Origin of the sequence: Persicobacter psychrovividus, assembly GCF_036492425.1 — a bacterium.
In the GTDB taxonomy this organism is placed as follows: domain Bacteria; phylum Bacteroidota; class Bacteroidia; order Cytophagales; family Cyclobacteriaceae; genus Persicobacter; species Persicobacter psychrovividus.
The window spans coordinates 2,348,532-2,364,719 of record NZ_AP025292.1; the positions used below are offsets into that span (position 1 = coordinate 2,348,532).

A 16,188-nucleotide genomic window follows, 5' to 3' on the forward strand; every position below is an offset into this window, starting at 1 on the left:
TCATCCTTTACTGCCCAAATTCATGATTGTTTGTATTGCCGAAAAACCCTCCGTAGGACGAGAAATTGCCGAGGTCCTTGGTGCCAAAGAAAGACACGATGGCTACTACCAAGGCAATGGCTATCAGATTACATGGACATTTGGGCACTTCTGCACCCTGAAAGAACCGCACGATTACGCGCCCCATCTCAAAAGCTGGGGGCTCAGCACCTTACCGATCCTCCCCAAGAGCTTCGGCATAAAAGTGATGGGCGATGCAGGTGTAAAAAAGCAGTTCAAGACCATTGAAAAACTCATTCAGGGCGCGACGGAAGTGGTAAACTGTGGTGATGCAGGACAGGAAGGGGAACTGATTCAGCGCTGGGTATTGCTCAAGGCAAAATGTAAGGTGCCCGTCAAACGATTATGGATTTCCTCCCTGACCAAAGAGGCTATTGTCGATGGTTTCAAAAACCTTAAAGACGGCAAGGACTTCGATCGCCTTTATGCTGCTGGAAGCGCTCGCGCTATCGGCGACTGGCTACTCGGCATTAATGCCACAAGACTTTACACCCTCAAATACAGCGGGGGCAAAGGCGTGCTTTCCATCGGAAGGGTGCAAACCCCTACCCTTGCCCTGATTGTTGAGCGGTACCTGGAAATTGAAAACTTCAAACCGTCGCCGTACTGGGAGCTTAAAACCCGATATCGTGAGGTGAATTTTTCGGCGGCCAAAGGGCGATTTCTGCAAAAAGAAAAAGCACAGGTGGCCATGGAAGCCATTAAGCAGGAGGCTTTCACCATCAAGAATTACAGCAAGAAAGAAGGCAAGGAAACGCCTCCACGCCTTTTTGACCTGACCGCATTGCAGGTGGAATGCAACAAGAAATTTGGCTTCTCGGCGGATCAGACCCTGAAACTTATTCAGCAACTTTACGAGCGAAAACTGGTCACCTACCCACGTGTAGATACCACCTACCTGCCCAATGACATGTACCCAAAAATTGCGGGTATCCTCGGCTCCATGAAGGCTTATGAGGCACTCACTGCCCCACTGCGAGGAAAGCCGATCCGTAAATCGAAAAAGGTTTTTGATGACAAAAAAGTGACCGATCACCATGCCATTATTCCAACCCACGTGACGGCATCGGGCATGAATCAGCAAGAAACGATGGTATATCAGACCATCGCCTTACGATTTATTGCGGCCTTTTACCCTGATTGTATCGTATCGAAAACGGCTGTTTTAGGCGAGGCAGCCAAGGTGGAATTCAAGGCCAACGGTAAGCAGATCATTAAGATGGGCTGGCGCGATGTATATGCTCTGAGTAACCAGAAGGTGGAGGAAGAGCAGAAAAAAGGGGAAGAAGAAAACCAGATGATGCCCGCTTTTGAAGTCGGGGAAAGTGGCCCACACCAGCCTACACTTCAGGAGAAGGAAACCAAACCACCCAAGCAGTATTCCGAAGCCACCTTGCTCCGTGCCATGGAAACCGCGGGTAAGCTGATTAAAGAAGAGGAGGTTAGCGAGGAGGAAGATATTGAGGCTGAAGATCTGAGAAATGCCCTGAAGGAAAATGGTATTGGCAGACCCTCCACAAGGGCGGCAATTATCGAAACCCTTTTCCGCAGAAAATACATTCAGAAACAAAAGAAAAACCTGATTCCCACACAAACGGGCATTCAGCTGATTCAAACGATCAAAAACGACCTGCTGAAATCCGTCGAGCTCACGGGGCAGTGGGAGTACAAACTTCGGCAGATTGAAAAAGGCACTTTTAACCCTGCTGATTTTCGCGAGGAAATGCAACAAATGCTGATTCAGCTGGTGCATGAAGTAAAAAATGATTACAGCGGACACATCAGTATTCAGGATGCCAAAAGCCAGAAAACGAAGCCTGCGGCCACCACAAAATCCGCCGAAAAAACCATCGAAGGCATGACCTGCCCGAAATGTACCAAAGGCAAACTATTGAAAGGAAAAACAGCCTATGGCTGCGAAAATGTTCGTCATCAACAATGCAACCTTATTTTGCCATTTGAATTTATGGGCAAAAAAATTACCGATGCCCAATGGTACAGGCTGCTCGAAAAAAATGACAGTGGCATGATCAAAGGTTTTCAGAAAGATGGTCAAAAAGTCAGTGGAAAGCTGTCCTTCACGCCCGACTTCAAATTGCAATTGCAGGAAAAAGCTGAAGACACCCTCAAATGCCCGATCTGTAACGCCAATACGATCAAAGGAAAAACGGCTTACGGCTGCGAACAATATAAAACCTGCGGATTTAAAATCCCTTTTGAAAACTATGGCAAAAAACTGACTTCCGCCCAATTTAAAGCGATCGTCAGCAAAGGAAAAACCAACCTGATCAAGGGGTTCAAGACAGGAAACGGAACCCTATTCAATGCATACCTCAGCTTTGATGAAAAAGGGCAAATTAAATTTTTACCAGAAAAGACCGCAGGAAAGCCCAAGTAATATCTTTTGAATTAATGAGTTGATTATAAACACTTTTGATCTTACCTTAGGTCAAACTTACCTACATCAATTCATGCAAAAATGTTTACTCGTGATCCTCTCCCTGATGATCTATATGGAAACTACTGCCCAAAAAAAGGCCGTTTCCGACAGTACCACCTATAAAAAGCACAGCATGCTGGCTTTACCCGTGGTGTACTATTCCCCTGAAACAAAGTTCGCTTTCGGGGCACTTGCCTACAACCTGTTCAAGCCTCACCCGCTGGATTCCCTTGCGCAAACTTCTTACGTCCGCACGGCCTTCATCTACACCTTGAACAATCAGTATTTGCTGGAGGTGGACAATCAGATTTTCTTTCGCGACGATCGCCGACGAATGAAGAATTACTTCCTGCTGAGAAGTTATCCCGACTCTTTTTATGGGATTGGGCAGGATATTGTTCCGGAGGAGGACAGGGATTTGATCAAGTTCTTTGACCTGACCTTTCGGTCTTCTTACCTCTTTCAATTGTTCGATAATATGTACCTCGGGGCGAGGTATCAGTATTATGATGCCATGGATATTGAGAAGCCTGAGGAAAACCTGCTCGACACCAACGATCACCTTGGCAAGGATGGTTACCGAACTTCGGGCCTGGGTATTGCCTTTCAGTGGGACACCCGAAACAACATTCTCAATGCTTCTTCGGGGTATTTTATTGAACTGGAATCCGAGCATAATTTTAAAGCCATCGGCAGTACTTATCGCTATGACTGGATGCGCCTGGACATGAGATATTACAAAAGGGTCAATAAATCGGGGGTGGTAGCGACACAGTTTCGTGGAGATTTCACCTCGGGGGATGTGCCCTTTGAGAGTCTGGCGAAGTTAGGGGACTCCCGTATTATGCGAGGGTATTTCAAAGGAAAGTACCGTGATAAAGTAGTAATGGCCACCCAAGTAGAATACCGCCAGCATGTATGGAGGCGCTTTGGACTCGTGGGCTTTGTGGGCGCAGGAAATATTGCCCCTGCACTTGATCAATTTTCCACCGATCAGCTCAAATACAATTACGGCGGCGGAGTTCGCTTTATGGTCAAGAAAAAAGAGGAGCTTAATATCAGGATTGATTATGGTATTGGCAACGATGACAACTCGGGCTTCTATGTGGAAATATCAGAAGCATTTTAAAAAAAAAGGGAGCCCCTACTACATGGCTCCCCTCAATAAAACGATTATCGATCATATCACATCTTTTCGTTTCGCAATTTTGCCTGGTGATGACCACCAACCAACATCTCCCCTTCTCCTACCAAAGACAGTGGTGATCAGCGGCATACCCTGTAAAGGTAGAATTTAAAATGACTTTTTGCTGCGGCAGTGTTCACTTCCGTAAACAATCCGATAAAAAGCGAAAAGATATTCCATGATTGGGTGCCCCACCACCTGCTACAGAAGCGCCATGGCAAGACAGGCACCCCAATTCACACCACATTTTCACACCTCATTTTTCAGGGTACCGTCAAACAGGAAAAGCAGTGCGCCTCATCGGGTGTTCATTTATAGCTTCATTAAACTATGGGCCATAAAAAAGGTGGTCATGCCGAAGCACCACCACCATATATATCACCTGTAAATTGCGCATCAAATATCTTCCGTTGCTTCCGTCACGCCATGCGGTGCAGCCTCTCCGTTTTCATCAATATTAACAAACACCATTTTATCGATCGTAATAATCGGTTGGTGATCTTCCTTGCGTCGGGCCACCGCGCGTAAAGTTACCGAAGTTGTTCCAAAAGCAATCACCTGGCAACCAATCTCAACGATATCGCCCTGTTGGGCTGAAGCGGTGAAATTAATTTCAGACATGTATTTGGTTACCAGGCGGGCTGATCCCAGCTGACAACGCGCATAAATATAAGCTTCGACGTCAATCCAAGCCAACAACTGCCCACCAAAAAGGGTCAGGTGTGAATTCAAATCACTTGGCTGTACGAGTTTTCTACTTCTAAACTTCATAGAGATTTCTATTGATTGTTGATATTTAGATTGAATTATTCTGTCTTGGTGGAGCAAGCCCCCATGACTGCGTGGGTATTTTATAGTCTACAAATCAATGTAACGAAAAGACCTTTTCCATATTTTGAACACATCACCCCAGCAGGAACGCCGCCCCCTATTGCGATAGCATCAACAGCTTGTTGCGCACGTTAAATATGAGGTGATTCAGCGCTGAAAAACGTTGTAGCAGGAATTTACTTCAACGGTCATTTCACAAGATACATTAATCTGCGGACAAAATAATAAGCGTCATTTTCGAGGCACTACCGCCGCATTCGGGGTAACGATATATGGTATTTGATGGAAAGTAAGCGGATCACAATCACGGTGCTCATGGTCACGAAACTATTCACCACCAAGCCAACACCCATCATATTTAAAAACACATACGTCCCGCCACCAAGCAGGCAGGCGGTGGCATAAACCTCTTTTTGCAGGATCAGCGGAATATCATTGCAAAGGACATCACGCGTGGCGCCCCCAACTACTGAAGTAACCATCCCCATGATCACCGCATAAGGTGCACTGATCCCCAATGAAAGGCTTTTCTCTACACCGATCAGGGTAAAAACACCGATACCGATAGTATCAAACAAAAAAAGGGTCTGTTTCAGTCGCCGTACATGTTTCGCAAAAGCAAAGACGATCCCCACAGCCAAAATCACCACCAGCAGGTAGTTCAGGTCATGAAACCAACTCACTGGCTGTTGCCCCAAAAGCATATCGCGCACTGTTCCGCCTCCCAGCGCAGTAATAAAACCGATCATCATGGCCCCGAAAACATCCATCCGCTTATCGGCGGCAGTCTGAATGCCCGAAATGGCAAAAGCCAGGGTCCCGATCAGGTCAAGTACATAAATCAGCTCGTCCCGCATCGACTAAAACCCCTTTGTTCGCTCCATATAAGACTGAAGAATCACGGCAGCGCTAACCTTATCAATATTGCCTTTTTTGGCGCGGTCTTTCTTTTTCGATCCCGCACTGATCATCGCTTGCATCGCAATCTTGGAGGTGAACCTTTCGTCCTCCAGATGAATGGGCAGGCTGATCATTTTCTTTAACCGATTGACAAACGCCTGAACATTTTGTGTATTGTTGGTATCGCTGCTATCGAGCTTGGTAGGCCAGCCGACCACCACACAGTCAAGCTCTTCCGTTTTGGCATAGTTTACAATGAAGTCTACGATATCCTTGGAATGCACCGTATCCAGCGGACTCGCAATAATTTGCATAGGATCCGTTACGGCAATACCGACACGTTTTGTCCCATAATCTATGGCCATGATTCTACCCATATTTTCTTTCTTTAAATGTTTTCCGCACAAAGGTAAGCAAAAGATATTCCACAACACATCACAATCAAAAGCTAAAATGGTGTATTTTTGCGCCACAAACGGATATACAGCAGAATACTGAGCTTATTTTATGAAAACGGACATTCAAATTGCACGTGAGGCGCACCTTGCACCTATTCAAGAAATTGCCGAAAAAGTCAACATCCCTACCGAGGATCTTTACCCTTTCGGGAAGCATATTGCCAAAGTACCACACACTTTGGTGGATGATGAAAAAGTGCAGAAGTCAAACTTAATTTTGGTGACCGCCATTACCCCTACCAAATCAGGAAACGGCAAAACCCTGACGAGCATCGGCCTGACACTGGGTCTCAACAAGCTGGGCAAAAAAGCCATTGTTGCTTTGCGTGAACCGTCCCTTGGCCCTTGTTTTGGAATGAAAGGTGGCGCCGCAGGTGGAGGCTACGCACAGGTGGTACCAATGGAAAAGATCAACCTTCATTTTACGGGAGATTTCCACGCCATTACCTCCGCTCACAATATGATTTCAGCTTTGCTGGACAACTACCAGCATCAGAATAAATTCACTGGAAAACTTCTTAAAGAGGTGGTTTGGAAACGTGTTCTTGACGTAAACGACCGCAACCTTCGCCAAATGGTCTCAGGTGTTGGTGGCAATGCCAACGGTATTACCAGTGAAACAGGCTTTGATATCACGCCTGCTTCTGAAATTATGGCCATTATGTGTTTGGCCAATGACCTTACCGACCTGCGCATACGCATCGAAAACATTCTGCTCGGATACACCGCTGACAATAAAGCTTTCACGGTAAAAGACCTTGGCGTTGCTGGAGCGATCGTCGCTTTGCTTAAAGATGCCATTGATCCTAACCTGGTACAAACGACCGAAAACACTCCTGCTTTCGTTCACGGAGGGCCTTTTGCCAATATCGCTCACGGCTGCAACTCTGTTTTGGCAACTAAGCTGGCCATGACTTTCGGTGAATATGCTGTTACTGAAGCGGGTTTTGGTGCTGATTTAGGTGCTGAAAAATTCTTCAACATCAAATGTAAGCATGCTGGCATAGCCCCAAAAGCAACTGTGATTGTTGCCACTTGCCCTGCTTTGAAAATGCACGGCGGCATTGCTGAAGATGCCCTGAAAGAAGAAAACCTCTCGGGCGTTGAAGCTGGCCTGAAAAACCTGGCCAAGCATGTCGAGAATATGCAAAATTTCGGGCAGCCAGTAGTCATTGCCATGAACCGATTCCCTTGGGATACGGAGGCAGAATTGGCCATTGTGGAGCAGTGGGCAAAAGCTCAGGGCGTACGCTTTGCACTCATGACCGCCTTTAATGATGGCGGCGAAGGAGGCCTTGAATTGGCGAAAGAAGTTGTTGCGGCTGTTGAAGAAAATCAGGCGACCCTGAAATTCAGCTATGGTGAAAACGATGCTGTGGTTACTAAATTGGAAAATATTGTCAAGAATATTTACGGTGGAACGGGTGTTGTTCTTGAGGGACGCGCACCACTGATGCTTCGCCGCATAAAAAGACTGGGCTTGGAACACTTGCCCGTTTGTATGGCCAAAACACAATATTCTTTCAGCGACAACGCTAAAGCTTATGGTGTCGCAAAAGATTTTAAAATCACCATTGACGACCTGATCATTAATACTGGTGCTGGATTTATTGTTGCCAAAGCAGGTGCGATCATGCGTATGCCTGGTCTGCCAAAAATTCCTGCAGCCAATAATATCGATGTCATTGACGGTCAAATCGAAGGCCTTTCATAAGCCTTGCGCCTTCACCGCATAAAAAAATAAAAGCGCAGTCCTTTAAAGTGATTGCGCTTTTTTTGTTCCTTAAATTTCTTCCGCAGGAAAGATATCGCTGTCGAGGTGCTTTTCCTCATACCCCTCCTTCACTTCATCAAACAGGTTACCGTCATCATCATAGTCAGGGTCGGCATCAATAATCTGTACTGCCTGTTTGCTGGTCATCCTGATCAGGTAAATTTTGTCTTCGGTTTCAAACCTCAGCGCACTTACCTGCTGATGGTCTTTCCCCTTAAAGGTGATCAAATGGTTTCTGAAACCTGCAGGGTAGGCCAATTTCAGCTGTTCCTTAAGCTCTACACTTAATTTGTCATATTCTTTAGTAACTCTTAACTTCTCCATAAGCCGACGGTTATTAAATAAAGAAACTGATTTGGATAGAAAATATTCCTTTCGATTGAATACCTCAAAATAAAATTTTTTCTTCAATAGGCAATAAATATAGCCACCTGATTATAGCCCAAAACCATCTTTTTTCGCCCAGTGGTTACGCCTTCCAAACACCCCATTTCGCGCATAAAAAATGCCTGAAAATCACTTCAAAATTTGAAGGGATCTTCAGGCACATCGTATTTTCAATAGCGCTATTTTATTATTCCAACGAAGGGGGTGCAAAGAGTTTCAGATCTTTAAATTCCATCTGAAATTTATTCCCAATCGCAGCATTGCAAAGACAGCCTTTATAATTATAAACCGCTTTCAGGAACCAGTCTTCTTTGAACATCATCGCTTCCACACCACCGTGATCTCCCGTTTTAAGCAAAATCGGGGTGAAAATATTACTCAGCGCCGTAGTTGCTGTTCGCCCCACACGGGAAGGAACATTGGGCACGCAATAATGAATTACATCGTATTTCCTGAAAATCGGTGATTCGTGAGTCGTCGGGCGGGAAGTCTCAAAACAGCCTCCCTGGTCTACCGTAATATCCACAATCACGGAATTGGGACGCATACTCGCCACCATTTCCTCCGACACATAATAGCGATTGCGGCCTTTCTCTGGTCGTATGGCCCCAATCACCACATCGGCTTGCTTCAGTGCCGACCGCAGGGTTTCTGTTTCAATCGTGCTTGTGGCTACATTATGAGCCAAAGCCGCTTTCAGGCGTCGAAGCTTATAAAGATGGTTATCGAAAATCTGTACATTGGCTCCCAGCGCAAAAGCAACGCGTGCGGCATATTCCGCCACAGTTCCAGCACCAAGAATAATGACATTGGAAGGGGCTACACCTGTAATACCACCAAGCAAAACACCGCGCCCTTTACGGACACTGCTCAAATACTCCGATGCAATAAACAGGGCATTCATGCCCGCAATCTCCGACATTGCACGTACCACAGGCATCCCACCAGATTTATCTTCCAAGAGCTCAAAGCCCAAAGTGGTCAGTCGCTTTTCTTTTACCTTATCGAGGAATTCCCGTGACATGGTCCCGAGGTGAATGGCAGAAATCAGCGAACTGTGCGGCTTCATTAACTCCAGCTCCTGAATAGTAGCGGGTTCAACCTTCAGCACAATCGGGCACTCAAAAGCCTGTTCTGCGGAATAGACAATTTTCGCTCCGCGTTCAGAATACTCCTTATCATCGAAATTGGAAGAGAGCCCCGCACCCGTTTCAATCAAAACCTCGTGCCCGTTGTTCACAAGCACTCCCACAGAGTCGGGGGTCAGTGCCACACGGTTTTCCTGCATGGAGCGTTCCACGGGCATACCGATGGTCATGGCCTGGTGCTGGCGACCGATCTTGGCAGGCTTTTCTTGCGTCAGGAGGGATTCCTGCGCCAATTTCGAAAATCCAAAAGGAGTGTTTTTAGCCATTTCTGGTGACTTTAATTAAGCGATTAGTTTCGTTAATAACATCAATATCTACCAGCAGATGGCGGTCGGGAATCAGGGAAGGGATGAGTGAAGACCACTCAATAAAACAGTAACCTTCGGAATAAAAGTACTCCTCGGCACCAATCTCTTCTGCTTCCGCCTCGTCATGAATGCGGTAAAAATCGAAATGATAAACAGGCAAGCCATCTTCGGTACGGTATTCATTTACCAGCGAATAGGTTGGGCTTGTGGGATCATCCACCACACCAAGCGCTTTGCACAGTGCGATCGTCAGGGTTGTTTTTCCTGCTCCCATGTCCCCGTTCATCAACCAAACATTATAATCAGAACCAAAGGCCATCAGCTTCTCTGCGGCTGCGGCTAAATCCTTCAGGCCTTTCGTTTCAATAATCAGTTCTTTCTCCAAAATGCAATTTTTTTTTGACACTCTTGTTAAATAAATAAAGGAAAGTAGAATGAAAACCTATAAAAACAGGCATCAACATACTTCCCTTTCTTTACAAAGATAACTTATTTTGATTTTGGCACCATTGAAATAAATGGGCAAATCATTTCTTCCATTGATATACCACCATGCTGGAAAGTATCTTTATAATACTTCACATAGTAGTTGTAGTTATTCGGGTAAGCGAAGAAGCTGTCTTCGGTAGCGAACACATAAGCCGTAGAAACATTCTGCTTTGGCAGGTGTAAATCTTCTGGATTTCTGCTGACCAATACAGAGGAATCGTTAAAGCTGAGATTTTTCCCCGCCTTATAGCGCAAATTGGTGTTGGTGTTTCGGTCCCCAATAATTTTATAAGGACGTTTTACCCGAACAGTTCCGTGGTCGGTCGTCAGTACGACGTTCGCATCCAGGTTCGACAATCGCTGAACGATATCAAACAAAGGCGAGTGCTCAAACCACGATTTTGTCAGGGAACGATACGCAGACTCATCTGGGGCCAACTCACGAATCACCTCCATCTCGGTACGTGCATGCGACAACAGATCCACAAAATTGTAAACAATAACGTTCAGGTCGTTGCTCATCAGGTTGCGGAGGTTATCGGCCAGCTGCTTGCCTTGTGCCACCTGCTTGATCTTGTGATAGGACCATTTGTAATCCAGGCGCATCCGTTTAAGCTGTTCTTCAAGAAACTCGTGCTCATGATTGTTCTTCCCTTCATCGGTTTCATCGCCAACCCACAAATGTGGATAATGCTTACTCATTTCCAGCGGCATCATTCCCGAGAAAATGGCATTCCGTGCATAAGCCGTGGTGGTCGGTAAAATAGAATAGAAAGTCTCGCGGGTTTCAATCTTGAAATACTCACTGAAGATTGGTTCCAGGAAACACCACTGATCCCAGCGCAAATTATCAATCAGCAACATAAAAGTTGGCTTGCCCTGAGCGACCACTGGGAACACCTTCTTGCGCATCAGATCATTGGCCAACACCGGACGCTCACAGTCGGGATCATTCAGCCAGTCTTCATAGTTGTCGATCACAAATTTCGAGAACTTGTTGTTGGCATCGCTTTTTTGCATGTCCAGCACCTCCGACATACTGCTGTCGTCAGAGCTTTCAATTTCAAGTTCCCAATAGGTTAACTTTTTATAGATATCGGCCCATTCCTCATGGTTCATATCATCCATGAAGGCCATCGAGATATTTCTGAAATCCTGCTGATAGCTTTGGTTGGTTTTTTCAGAGACCAACCGCTTATTGTCCGTGATTTTCTTCACTGCCATCAAAATCTGGTTAGGATTTACCGGCTTAATCAGGTAATCGGCGATTTTACTGCCAATGGCCTGCTCCATCACATCCTCCTCCTCACTTTTGGTAATCATCACCACAGGGAGGCTGGGGCGAATGTTTTTTATCTGATCCAATGTTTCAAGACCCGTCATTCCTGGCATCATCTCATCCAGGAAAACCACGTCAAAATGATCCTCATTTACCTGCTCTACGGCATCAGCCCCACTATTTACAGCGGTTACTTCGTAGCCTTTTTTTTCTAAAAATAAAATGTGTGGTTTGAGAAATTCGATCTCATCGTCTGCCCACAATATCTTATACCTTTGCATAAATCAAGGATTATTGGTTTCTTTATATATAAAGAGTTGAAAAAACTTCTTACTAACGTCAAATAAACATTATTATCATAAACGTTGGCAAAAATTAAGAGTTTTTAACAAATTCAGTAGCAAAATAGTAAATGCAAGCTTGAATAAGAAGAAAATAATCAACGACCCCGTGTATGGCTTCATTAATATTAAAGATGAACTGATCTTTGATTTAATCCAACACCCCTACTTTCAGCGACTCCGCCGCATTCGGCAACTGGGCATGACCGACCTGGTTTACCCTGGTGCCCAACACACCCGTTTTCATCATGCCCTCGGGGCAATGCACCTGATGACCCGCGCCCTCGAACAGCTCCGCGACCGTGGGGTTGAAATCAGCGAAGCGGAAATTTTAGGCGCCAAAGCAGCCATCCTGCTCCACGACCTCGGCCATGGGCCTTTTTCCCACGCCCTGGAGCACACCCTGCTGAAGGACATCGACCATGAGTACATTTCCCTCAAACTGATGGAGTCGCTCAACAAACAATGGAATGGCAAGCTTGATTTGGCCATCCAGATGTTCAAAAAGGAATATCCCCGGAAATTCTTCTGCTCCCTGATTTCCTCACAGCTGGATATGGATCGCCTCGATTACCTGCAAAGGGACAGCTTTTTTACGGGGGTTTCTGAAGGGACCGTGGGCGCATCCCGTATCATTAAAATGCTTGACGTAAAAAATGATCGGCTCGTCATTGAAGAAAAGGGCATTTACTCCATAGAAAATTTCTTGCAGGCACGCCGACTGATGTACTGGCAGGTTTATCTGCATAAAACATCCCTTGCTGCAGAACAGATGATGATCCGCCTGATCAAGCGGGCACAGTTTCTGGTCGCACAGGGAGAAAAGGTGGTCGCCTCCGAAGCCCTAACCTACTTCCTTGAACATGCTGAAAATATCCGAAACCAGGAAAAGGAGGAAGCCATCGCGCAATTCGTTCAATTGGATGATTTCGATATTATGGCCGCCATGAAGTTATGGCAAAGCCACCCCGATCATGTGCTGTCGACCATTAGCCAACAACTCCTGAATCGGAACATTTTTAAAATAAAATTGCAAAACGATCCCTTCACGGCAGAAGAAATACAAAATACCAATCAAATAGTTCAAAATACCTTTTCGGTCTCCGAAACAGACGCCAACTACCTTATGGCCGAAGGTTTCGTGACCAATTCTGCTTATTTAAACCATGATGATCAAATACTTATCTCTAAAAAATCCGGGGAAATTATTGATCTCGAAGCTGCTTCAGACCTACCGAACATCACTGCATTGAGCAAAATTGTAAAAAAATACTATCTATGCTTAAGCAAAAATGTATCTTTGTAGTTGAATTTTGAAAAAGGACTCAAAACTGAATGGAATTTACACTGAATCAGATTGCTGTAGTTTTAGAAGGTGCGGTCGAAGGGGACGGCAACCGAGTAATTAAAACTATTGGGAAAATTGAAGATGCGGGAGAGGACGCAATCTCATTTTTATCTAACTTAAAATACGAAAACCACCTGTACACCACCAAGGCGGCAGGCGTTATCGTTGACGAGGACTTTCAACCCAAGCAAGAGGTCGCTACGACACTCATTCGTGTAAAAAATGCCTACTCTGCTTTTACCGCACTTCTTGAGGAGTATGACAAATACACTCGATTCGCAAAAGAAGGCGTGGAAGAGCCCTCATTTATCGGAGCAGGTTCCACAACAGGCACTGAAGTTTACCGTGCGGCATTTTCCTACATCGGGAAAAATGTTACCATCGGGAACAACGTCAAAATTTATCCTCATGCTGCCATCGGCGACAATGTAACAATAGGAGACAATACTGTTATTGATTCAGGCGCCAAGGTGTACAGCAACTGTATTATCGGAAACAACTGTTATATTCACGCCAATGCCGTAATCGGAAGCGATGGATTTGGCTTTGCGCCACAGGAGGATGGATCTTACAAACGCATTCCTCAGTTGGGGAATGTTATTTTGGAAGATGACGTTAATGTTGGTGCCAATACCGTTGTTGATTGCGCAACAATGGGGTCCACTCTTATTAAGCAAGGGGTGAAACTTGACAACCTGATCCAGGTCGGACATAACGTCGTGATTGGAAAAAACACCGTAATTGCTGCACAGGCAGGGGTTTCGGGCTCTTCCAAAATTGGCGAAAATGTAACGATTGCCGGACAGGTAGGCATTGCCGGCCATTTACAGGTGGCTGACAAAGTTGTTTTGGGTGCTCAGGCGGGCATCCTTAAATCTGTCAAACAGGAAGGAGCGATATACATGGGAAGCCCTGCGTATAACCTCCGCGATTACTTCCGGGCATACTCTGTTTTCAAGAAATTACCTCAAATGGAGGCTGACTTGAAAGAATTAAAAGAAAATGCTTAACTTTGCCCTCCAATTTATATGATCAATGAATACTAAGCAACACACTATAAAAGGATCGGTCGCAGTGGCCGGTGTGGGATTGCACACAGGTCAGATTGCTACCATGACCTTTGTTCCTGCAGAGGCAGGCCATGGCTATAAGTTTCAACGCGTTGACTTAGAAGGCATGCCAGTCGTTGAGGCGGATGTCGATTATGTAGTCGATACCTCCAGAGGTACCACTTTACAAAAAGGTGAAGCGCGCGTAAACACCGTTGAGCACGTTTTAGCAGCATTGGTGGGTTTACAGATTGACAATGTGATGGTTCAATTGGATGGCCCAGAGCCTCCAATTATGGACGGCTCATCAATGGCATTTGTAGAAGCACTCAAAAGTGTTGGCCTTGAAGAGCAAAATGCACTCCGCAACTATTTTGAGATTCCGAAAAGTATCTATTACAGCGATAAATCCAAAGACATCGATATTGCAGCTATGCCTGCCGATGACTACCGATTAACCGTCATGGTAGATTACAACTCGCAGATTCTTGGCTCACAGCATGCTTCTATCACACATATCAAGCAGTTTGAAAAAGAAATTTCTACCTGTAGAACTTTCGTTTTTCTGCACGAGCTTGAAGCCCTGTACAATCAAGGATTGATTCGCGGAGGTGATGTGGATAATGCCGTAGTGATTGTTGACCGGGAACTTTCTCCTGAACAAATGGAGAACCTGGAGAAAATTTTCAATAAAAAAGACATCGTCGCTAATCAAGGTTTCCTGAATAACGTCGAGTTAAGATATAAGAATGAGCCTGCACGCCATAAATTATTGGATGTGATAGGTGATTTGGCTTTGGCAGGTCGTCCCCTTAAAGGACAAATCATGGCTGCACGCCCTGGACATGCCGCCAACGTGGCTTTTGCCCGCAAGCTGAAGAAAATGATGCAGGAATCGCATAGCAATATCCCGCATTACGATCCAAAGATGCCTGCAGTAAAAGACATTAAGCAAATTCAAGAAATGCTGCCGCACCGCTACCCATTCCTTATGGTGGATAAAATCTTCCACCTGGACAGCAAGTACGTGGCCGGCATTAAAAATGTAAGCTTGAATGAGCCCCAATTTACGGGACACTTCCCTGGTAACCCAGTTTTCCCTGGTGTACTGATGATTGAAGCATTGGCACAAACAGGTGGGATCTTGGTCTTATCAAACTATGAAGACCCTGAAAACCACTGGACTTACTTCCTTGGTATTGACAAGGTAAAGTTCCGCCAAATGGTAACCCCTGGCGATACGCTGATTCTTCAGTGTGAGCTCTTAGCACCGATCAAACGTGGCATCGCCAAAATGAAAGGTGAAGCTTACGTAGGAAACAATCTGGTATGTGAAGGGGAAATGATCGCAAGAATTGTACGTAAAGACTCATGAAAGGAGAAATAAGTAAACTGGCAAATGTTCATCCTGAAGCAAAAATTGCTGATGGAGTAACGATAGAAGCATTTGCTACGGTACAAAAAGATGTCGTTATCGGTGAAGGCACCTGGGTAGGCCCAAATGCCGTGATTATGGATGGCGCACGAATTGGCAAGCACAATGAAATTCATTGTGGCGCTGCTATTGCCGGAACTCCTCAGGATCTTAAATTTGCGGGCGAATACAGCACCGTAGAGATCGGAGACCACAACATCATCCGAGAATATGTAACCATTCACCGTGGTACGGTGGATAAGCACACCACTGTGGTGGGTAATCACTGCCTGCTGATGGCTTATGTACATTTGGCACACGACTGTATCGTCGGTGACCGTTGTATCTTAGGAAATGCCACTCAGGTGGCAGGACATTGTAAAATTGACGACTGGGCTATTTTAGGTGGCACAACAGCCGTTCATCAGTTTGTCAGTATCGGTGCCCACAGTATGGTGGCTGGCGGTACACTTTTAGGCAAAGATGTTCCTCCATTTGCCATGACGACCCGCTCTGGCGGATTTTCTGGGATTAATTCTATTGGACTGAGAAGACGTAACTTCACCTCTGAGCAGATCAATATCATTCAGGAAACTTATCGCACGATTTTTAATCGTGGATACAATATTTCAAAAGCAACTTCCGTTGCTGAAAACGAAATTCCTGTAACCAAAGAAAGAGATTATATCCTGTCCTTTATCAGGAGTTCTGAAAGAGGCATTATTAAATAGTCAGTATTACTGACCCTAAATCACAGCCACATTGAAGCGATATCC

Annotated in this window: 14 protein-coding genes; 7 read left to right on the plus strand and 7 right to left on the minus strand. The window is 45.4% G+C overall.

What is annotated here, in order from left to right:
* Positions 1–22: 22 nt before the first annotated feature.
* Together AABK40_RS10020 and AABK40_RS10025 are read left to right on the plus strand one after the other, a co-directional pair.
* Positions 23–2,458, plus strand: a complete 2,436-nt coding sequence (locus AABK40_RS10020) for a DNA topoisomerase 3 (RefSeq protein WP_338396958.1) — start codon at positions 23–25, stop codon at positions 2,456–2,458.
* A gap of 73 nt (positions 2,459–2,531) precedes the next feature.
* The gene (locus tag AABK40_RS10025) at positions 2,532–3,629 is read left to right on the plus strand and encodes a BamA/TamA family outer membrane protein (RefSeq protein WP_338396959.1); all 1,098 of its coding nucleotides are present in this window, start codon (positions 2,532–2,534) and stop codon (positions 3,627–3,629) included.
* Positions 3,630–4,082: 453 nt separating this feature from the next.
* On the opposite strand, the gene AABK40_RS10030 is transcribed toward AABK40_RS10025, so the two are convergent.
* From AABK40_RS10030 to ruvX, 3 genes are all read right to left on the minus strand, one after another.
* Positions 4,083–4,457, minus strand: coding sequence for an acyl-CoA thioesterase (locus AABK40_RS10030; protein WP_338396960.1), 375 nt, complete (start codon positions 4,455–4,457; stop codon positions 4,083–4,085).
* Between the two features lie 305 nt (positions 4,458–4,762).
* Entirely contained in the window at positions 4,763–5,374 is a 612-nt protein-coding gene (locus AABK40_RS10035) for a trimeric intracellular cation channel family protein (protein ID WP_332922240.1), read from the minus strand.
* 3 nt (positions 5,375–5,377) lie between these two features.
* The gene (gene ruvX / locus AABK40_RS10040) at positions 5,378–5,794 is read right to left on the minus strand and encodes a Holliday junction resolvase RuvX (protein ID WP_332922241.1); all 417 of its coding nucleotides are present in this window, start codon (positions 5,792–5,794) and stop codon (positions 5,378–5,380) included.
* A 130-nt stretch (positions 5,795–5,924) separates the two neighbouring features.
* On the opposite strand from ruvX, the gene AABK40_RS10045 reads away from it, so the two are divergent.
* Positions 5,925–7,589, plus strand: coding sequence for a formate--tetrahydrofolate ligase (locus tag AABK40_RS10045; RefSeq protein WP_338396961.1), 1,665 nt, complete (start codon positions 5,925–5,927; stop codon positions 7,587–7,589).
* 69 nt (positions 7,590–7,658) lie between these two features.
* Here the strand turns inward: AABK40_RS10045 and AABK40_RS10050 are convergent, their stop codons facing one another.
* The 4 genes from AABK40_RS10050 to porX form a co-directional block, all read right to left on the minus strand.
* Positions 7,659–7,973, minus strand: coding sequence for a hypothetical protein (locus tag AABK40_RS10050; RefSeq protein WP_332922243.1), 315 nt, complete (start codon positions 7,971–7,973; stop codon positions 7,659–7,661).
* Positions 7,974–8,223: 250 nt separating this feature from the next.
* The gene (locus tag AABK40_RS10055) at positions 8,224–9,450 is read right to left on the minus strand and encodes an alanine dehydrogenase (RefSeq protein ID WP_332922244.1); all 1,227 of its coding nucleotides are present in this window, start codon (positions 9,448–9,450) and stop codon (positions 8,224–8,226) included.
* Entirely contained in the window at positions 9,443–9,877 is a 435-nt protein-coding gene (tsaE, locus tag AABK40_RS10060; RefSeq protein ID WP_338396962.1) for a tRNA (adenosine(37)-N6)-threonylcarbamoyltransferase complex ATPase subunit type 1 TsaE, read from the minus strand. The genes AABK40_RS10055 and tsaE overlap by 8 nt, the downstream gene beginning before the upstream one ends.
* A 104-nt stretch (positions 9,878–9,981) precedes the next feature.
* Positions 9,982–11,541, minus strand: coding sequence for a T9SS response regulator signal transducer PorX (porX, locus tag AABK40_RS10065; RefSeq protein ID WP_332922246.1), 1,560 nt, complete (start codon positions 11,539–11,541; stop codon positions 9,982–9,984).
* Positions 11,542–11,680: 139 nt separating this feature from the next.
* On the opposite strand from porX, the gene AABK40_RS10070 reads away from it, so the two are divergent.
* From AABK40_RS10070 to lpxA, 4 genes are read left to right on the plus strand one after another with little or no spacing between them, the layout of a single operon-like run.
* Entirely contained in the window at positions 11,681–12,907 is a 1,227-nt protein-coding gene (locus AABK40_RS10070; protein ID WP_338396963.1) for an HD domain-containing protein, read from the plus strand.
* Positions 12,908–12,936: 29 nt separating this feature from the next.
* Positions 12,937–13,959 carry a UDP-3-O-(3-hydroxymyristoyl)glucosamine N-acyltransferase gene (gene lpxD / locus AABK40_RS10075; RefSeq protein ID WP_332922248.1) on the plus strand — a complete coding sequence of 341 codons (1,023 nt, stop codon included), beginning with the start codon at positions 12,937–12,939 and terminating at the stop codon, positions 13,957–13,959.
* Between the two features lie 25 nt (positions 13,960–13,984).
* Entirely contained in the window at positions 13,985–15,373 is a 1,389-nt protein-coding gene (locus AABK40_RS10080; RefSeq protein ID WP_332922249.1) for a bifunctional UDP-3-O-[3-hydroxymyristoyl] N-acetylglucosamine deacetylase/3-hydroxyacyl-ACP dehydratase, read from the plus strand.
* Complete coding sequence (gene lpxA / locus AABK40_RS10085; RefSeq protein WP_332922250.1) at positions 15,370–16,143, plus strand: acyl-ACP--UDP-N-acetylglucosamine O-acyltransferase; 774 nt, start codon at positions 15,370–15,372, stop codon at positions 16,141–16,143. Before AABK40_RS10080 ends, lpxA begins: the two co-directional genes overlap by 4 nt.
* The last annotated feature ends 45 nt before the right edge of the window (positions 16,144–16,188 follow it).

Bases quoted from the DNA above. Each gene is read 5' to 3' on its own strand.
- AABK40_RS10020 (WP_338396958.1), top strand. From the start codon at position 23: ATGATTGTTTGTATTGCCGAAAAACCCTCCGTAGGACGAGAAATTGCC.
- AABK40_RS10025 (WP_338396959.1), top strand. From the start codon at position 2,532: ATGCAAAAATGTTTACTCGTGATCCTCTCCCTGATGATCTATATGGAA.
- AABK40_RS10030 (WP_338396960.1), bottom strand. From the start codon at position 4,457: ATGAAGTTTAGAAGTAGAAAACTCGTACAGCCAAGTGATTTGAATTCA.
- AABK40_RS10035 (WP_332922240.1), bottom strand. From the start codon at position 5,374: ATGCGGGACGAGCTGATTTATGTACTTGACCTGATCGGGACCCTGGCT.
- ruvX (WP_332922241.1), bottom strand. From the start codon at position 5,794: ATGGGTAGAATCATGGCCATAGATTATGGGACAAAACGTGTCGGTATT.
- AABK40_RS10045 (WP_338396961.1), top strand. From the start codon at position 5,925: ATGAAAACGGACATTCAAATTGCACGTGAGGCGCACCTTGCACCTATT.
- AABK40_RS10050 (WP_332922243.1), bottom strand. From the start codon at position 7,973: ATGGAGAAGTTAAGAGTTACTAAAGAATATGACAAATTAAGTGTAGAG.
- AABK40_RS10055 (WP_332922244.1), bottom strand. From the start codon at position 9,450: ATGGCTAAAAACACTCCTTTTGGATTTTCGAAATTGGCGCAGGAATCC.
- porX (WP_332922246.1), bottom strand. From the start codon at position 11,541: ATGCAAAGGTATAAGATATTGTGGGCAGACGATGAGATCGAATTTCTC.
- lpxD (WP_332922248.1), top strand. From the start codon at position 12,937: ATGGAATTTACACTGAATCAGATTGCTGTAGTTTTAGAAGGTGCGGTC.
- AABK40_RS10080 (WP_332922249.1), top strand. From the start codon at position 13,985: ATGAATACTAAGCAACACACTATAAAAGGATCGGTCGCAGTGGCCGGT.
- lpxA (WP_332922250.1), top strand. From the start codon at position 15,370: ATGAAAGGAGAAATAAGTAAACTGGCAAATGTTCATCCTGAAGCAAAA.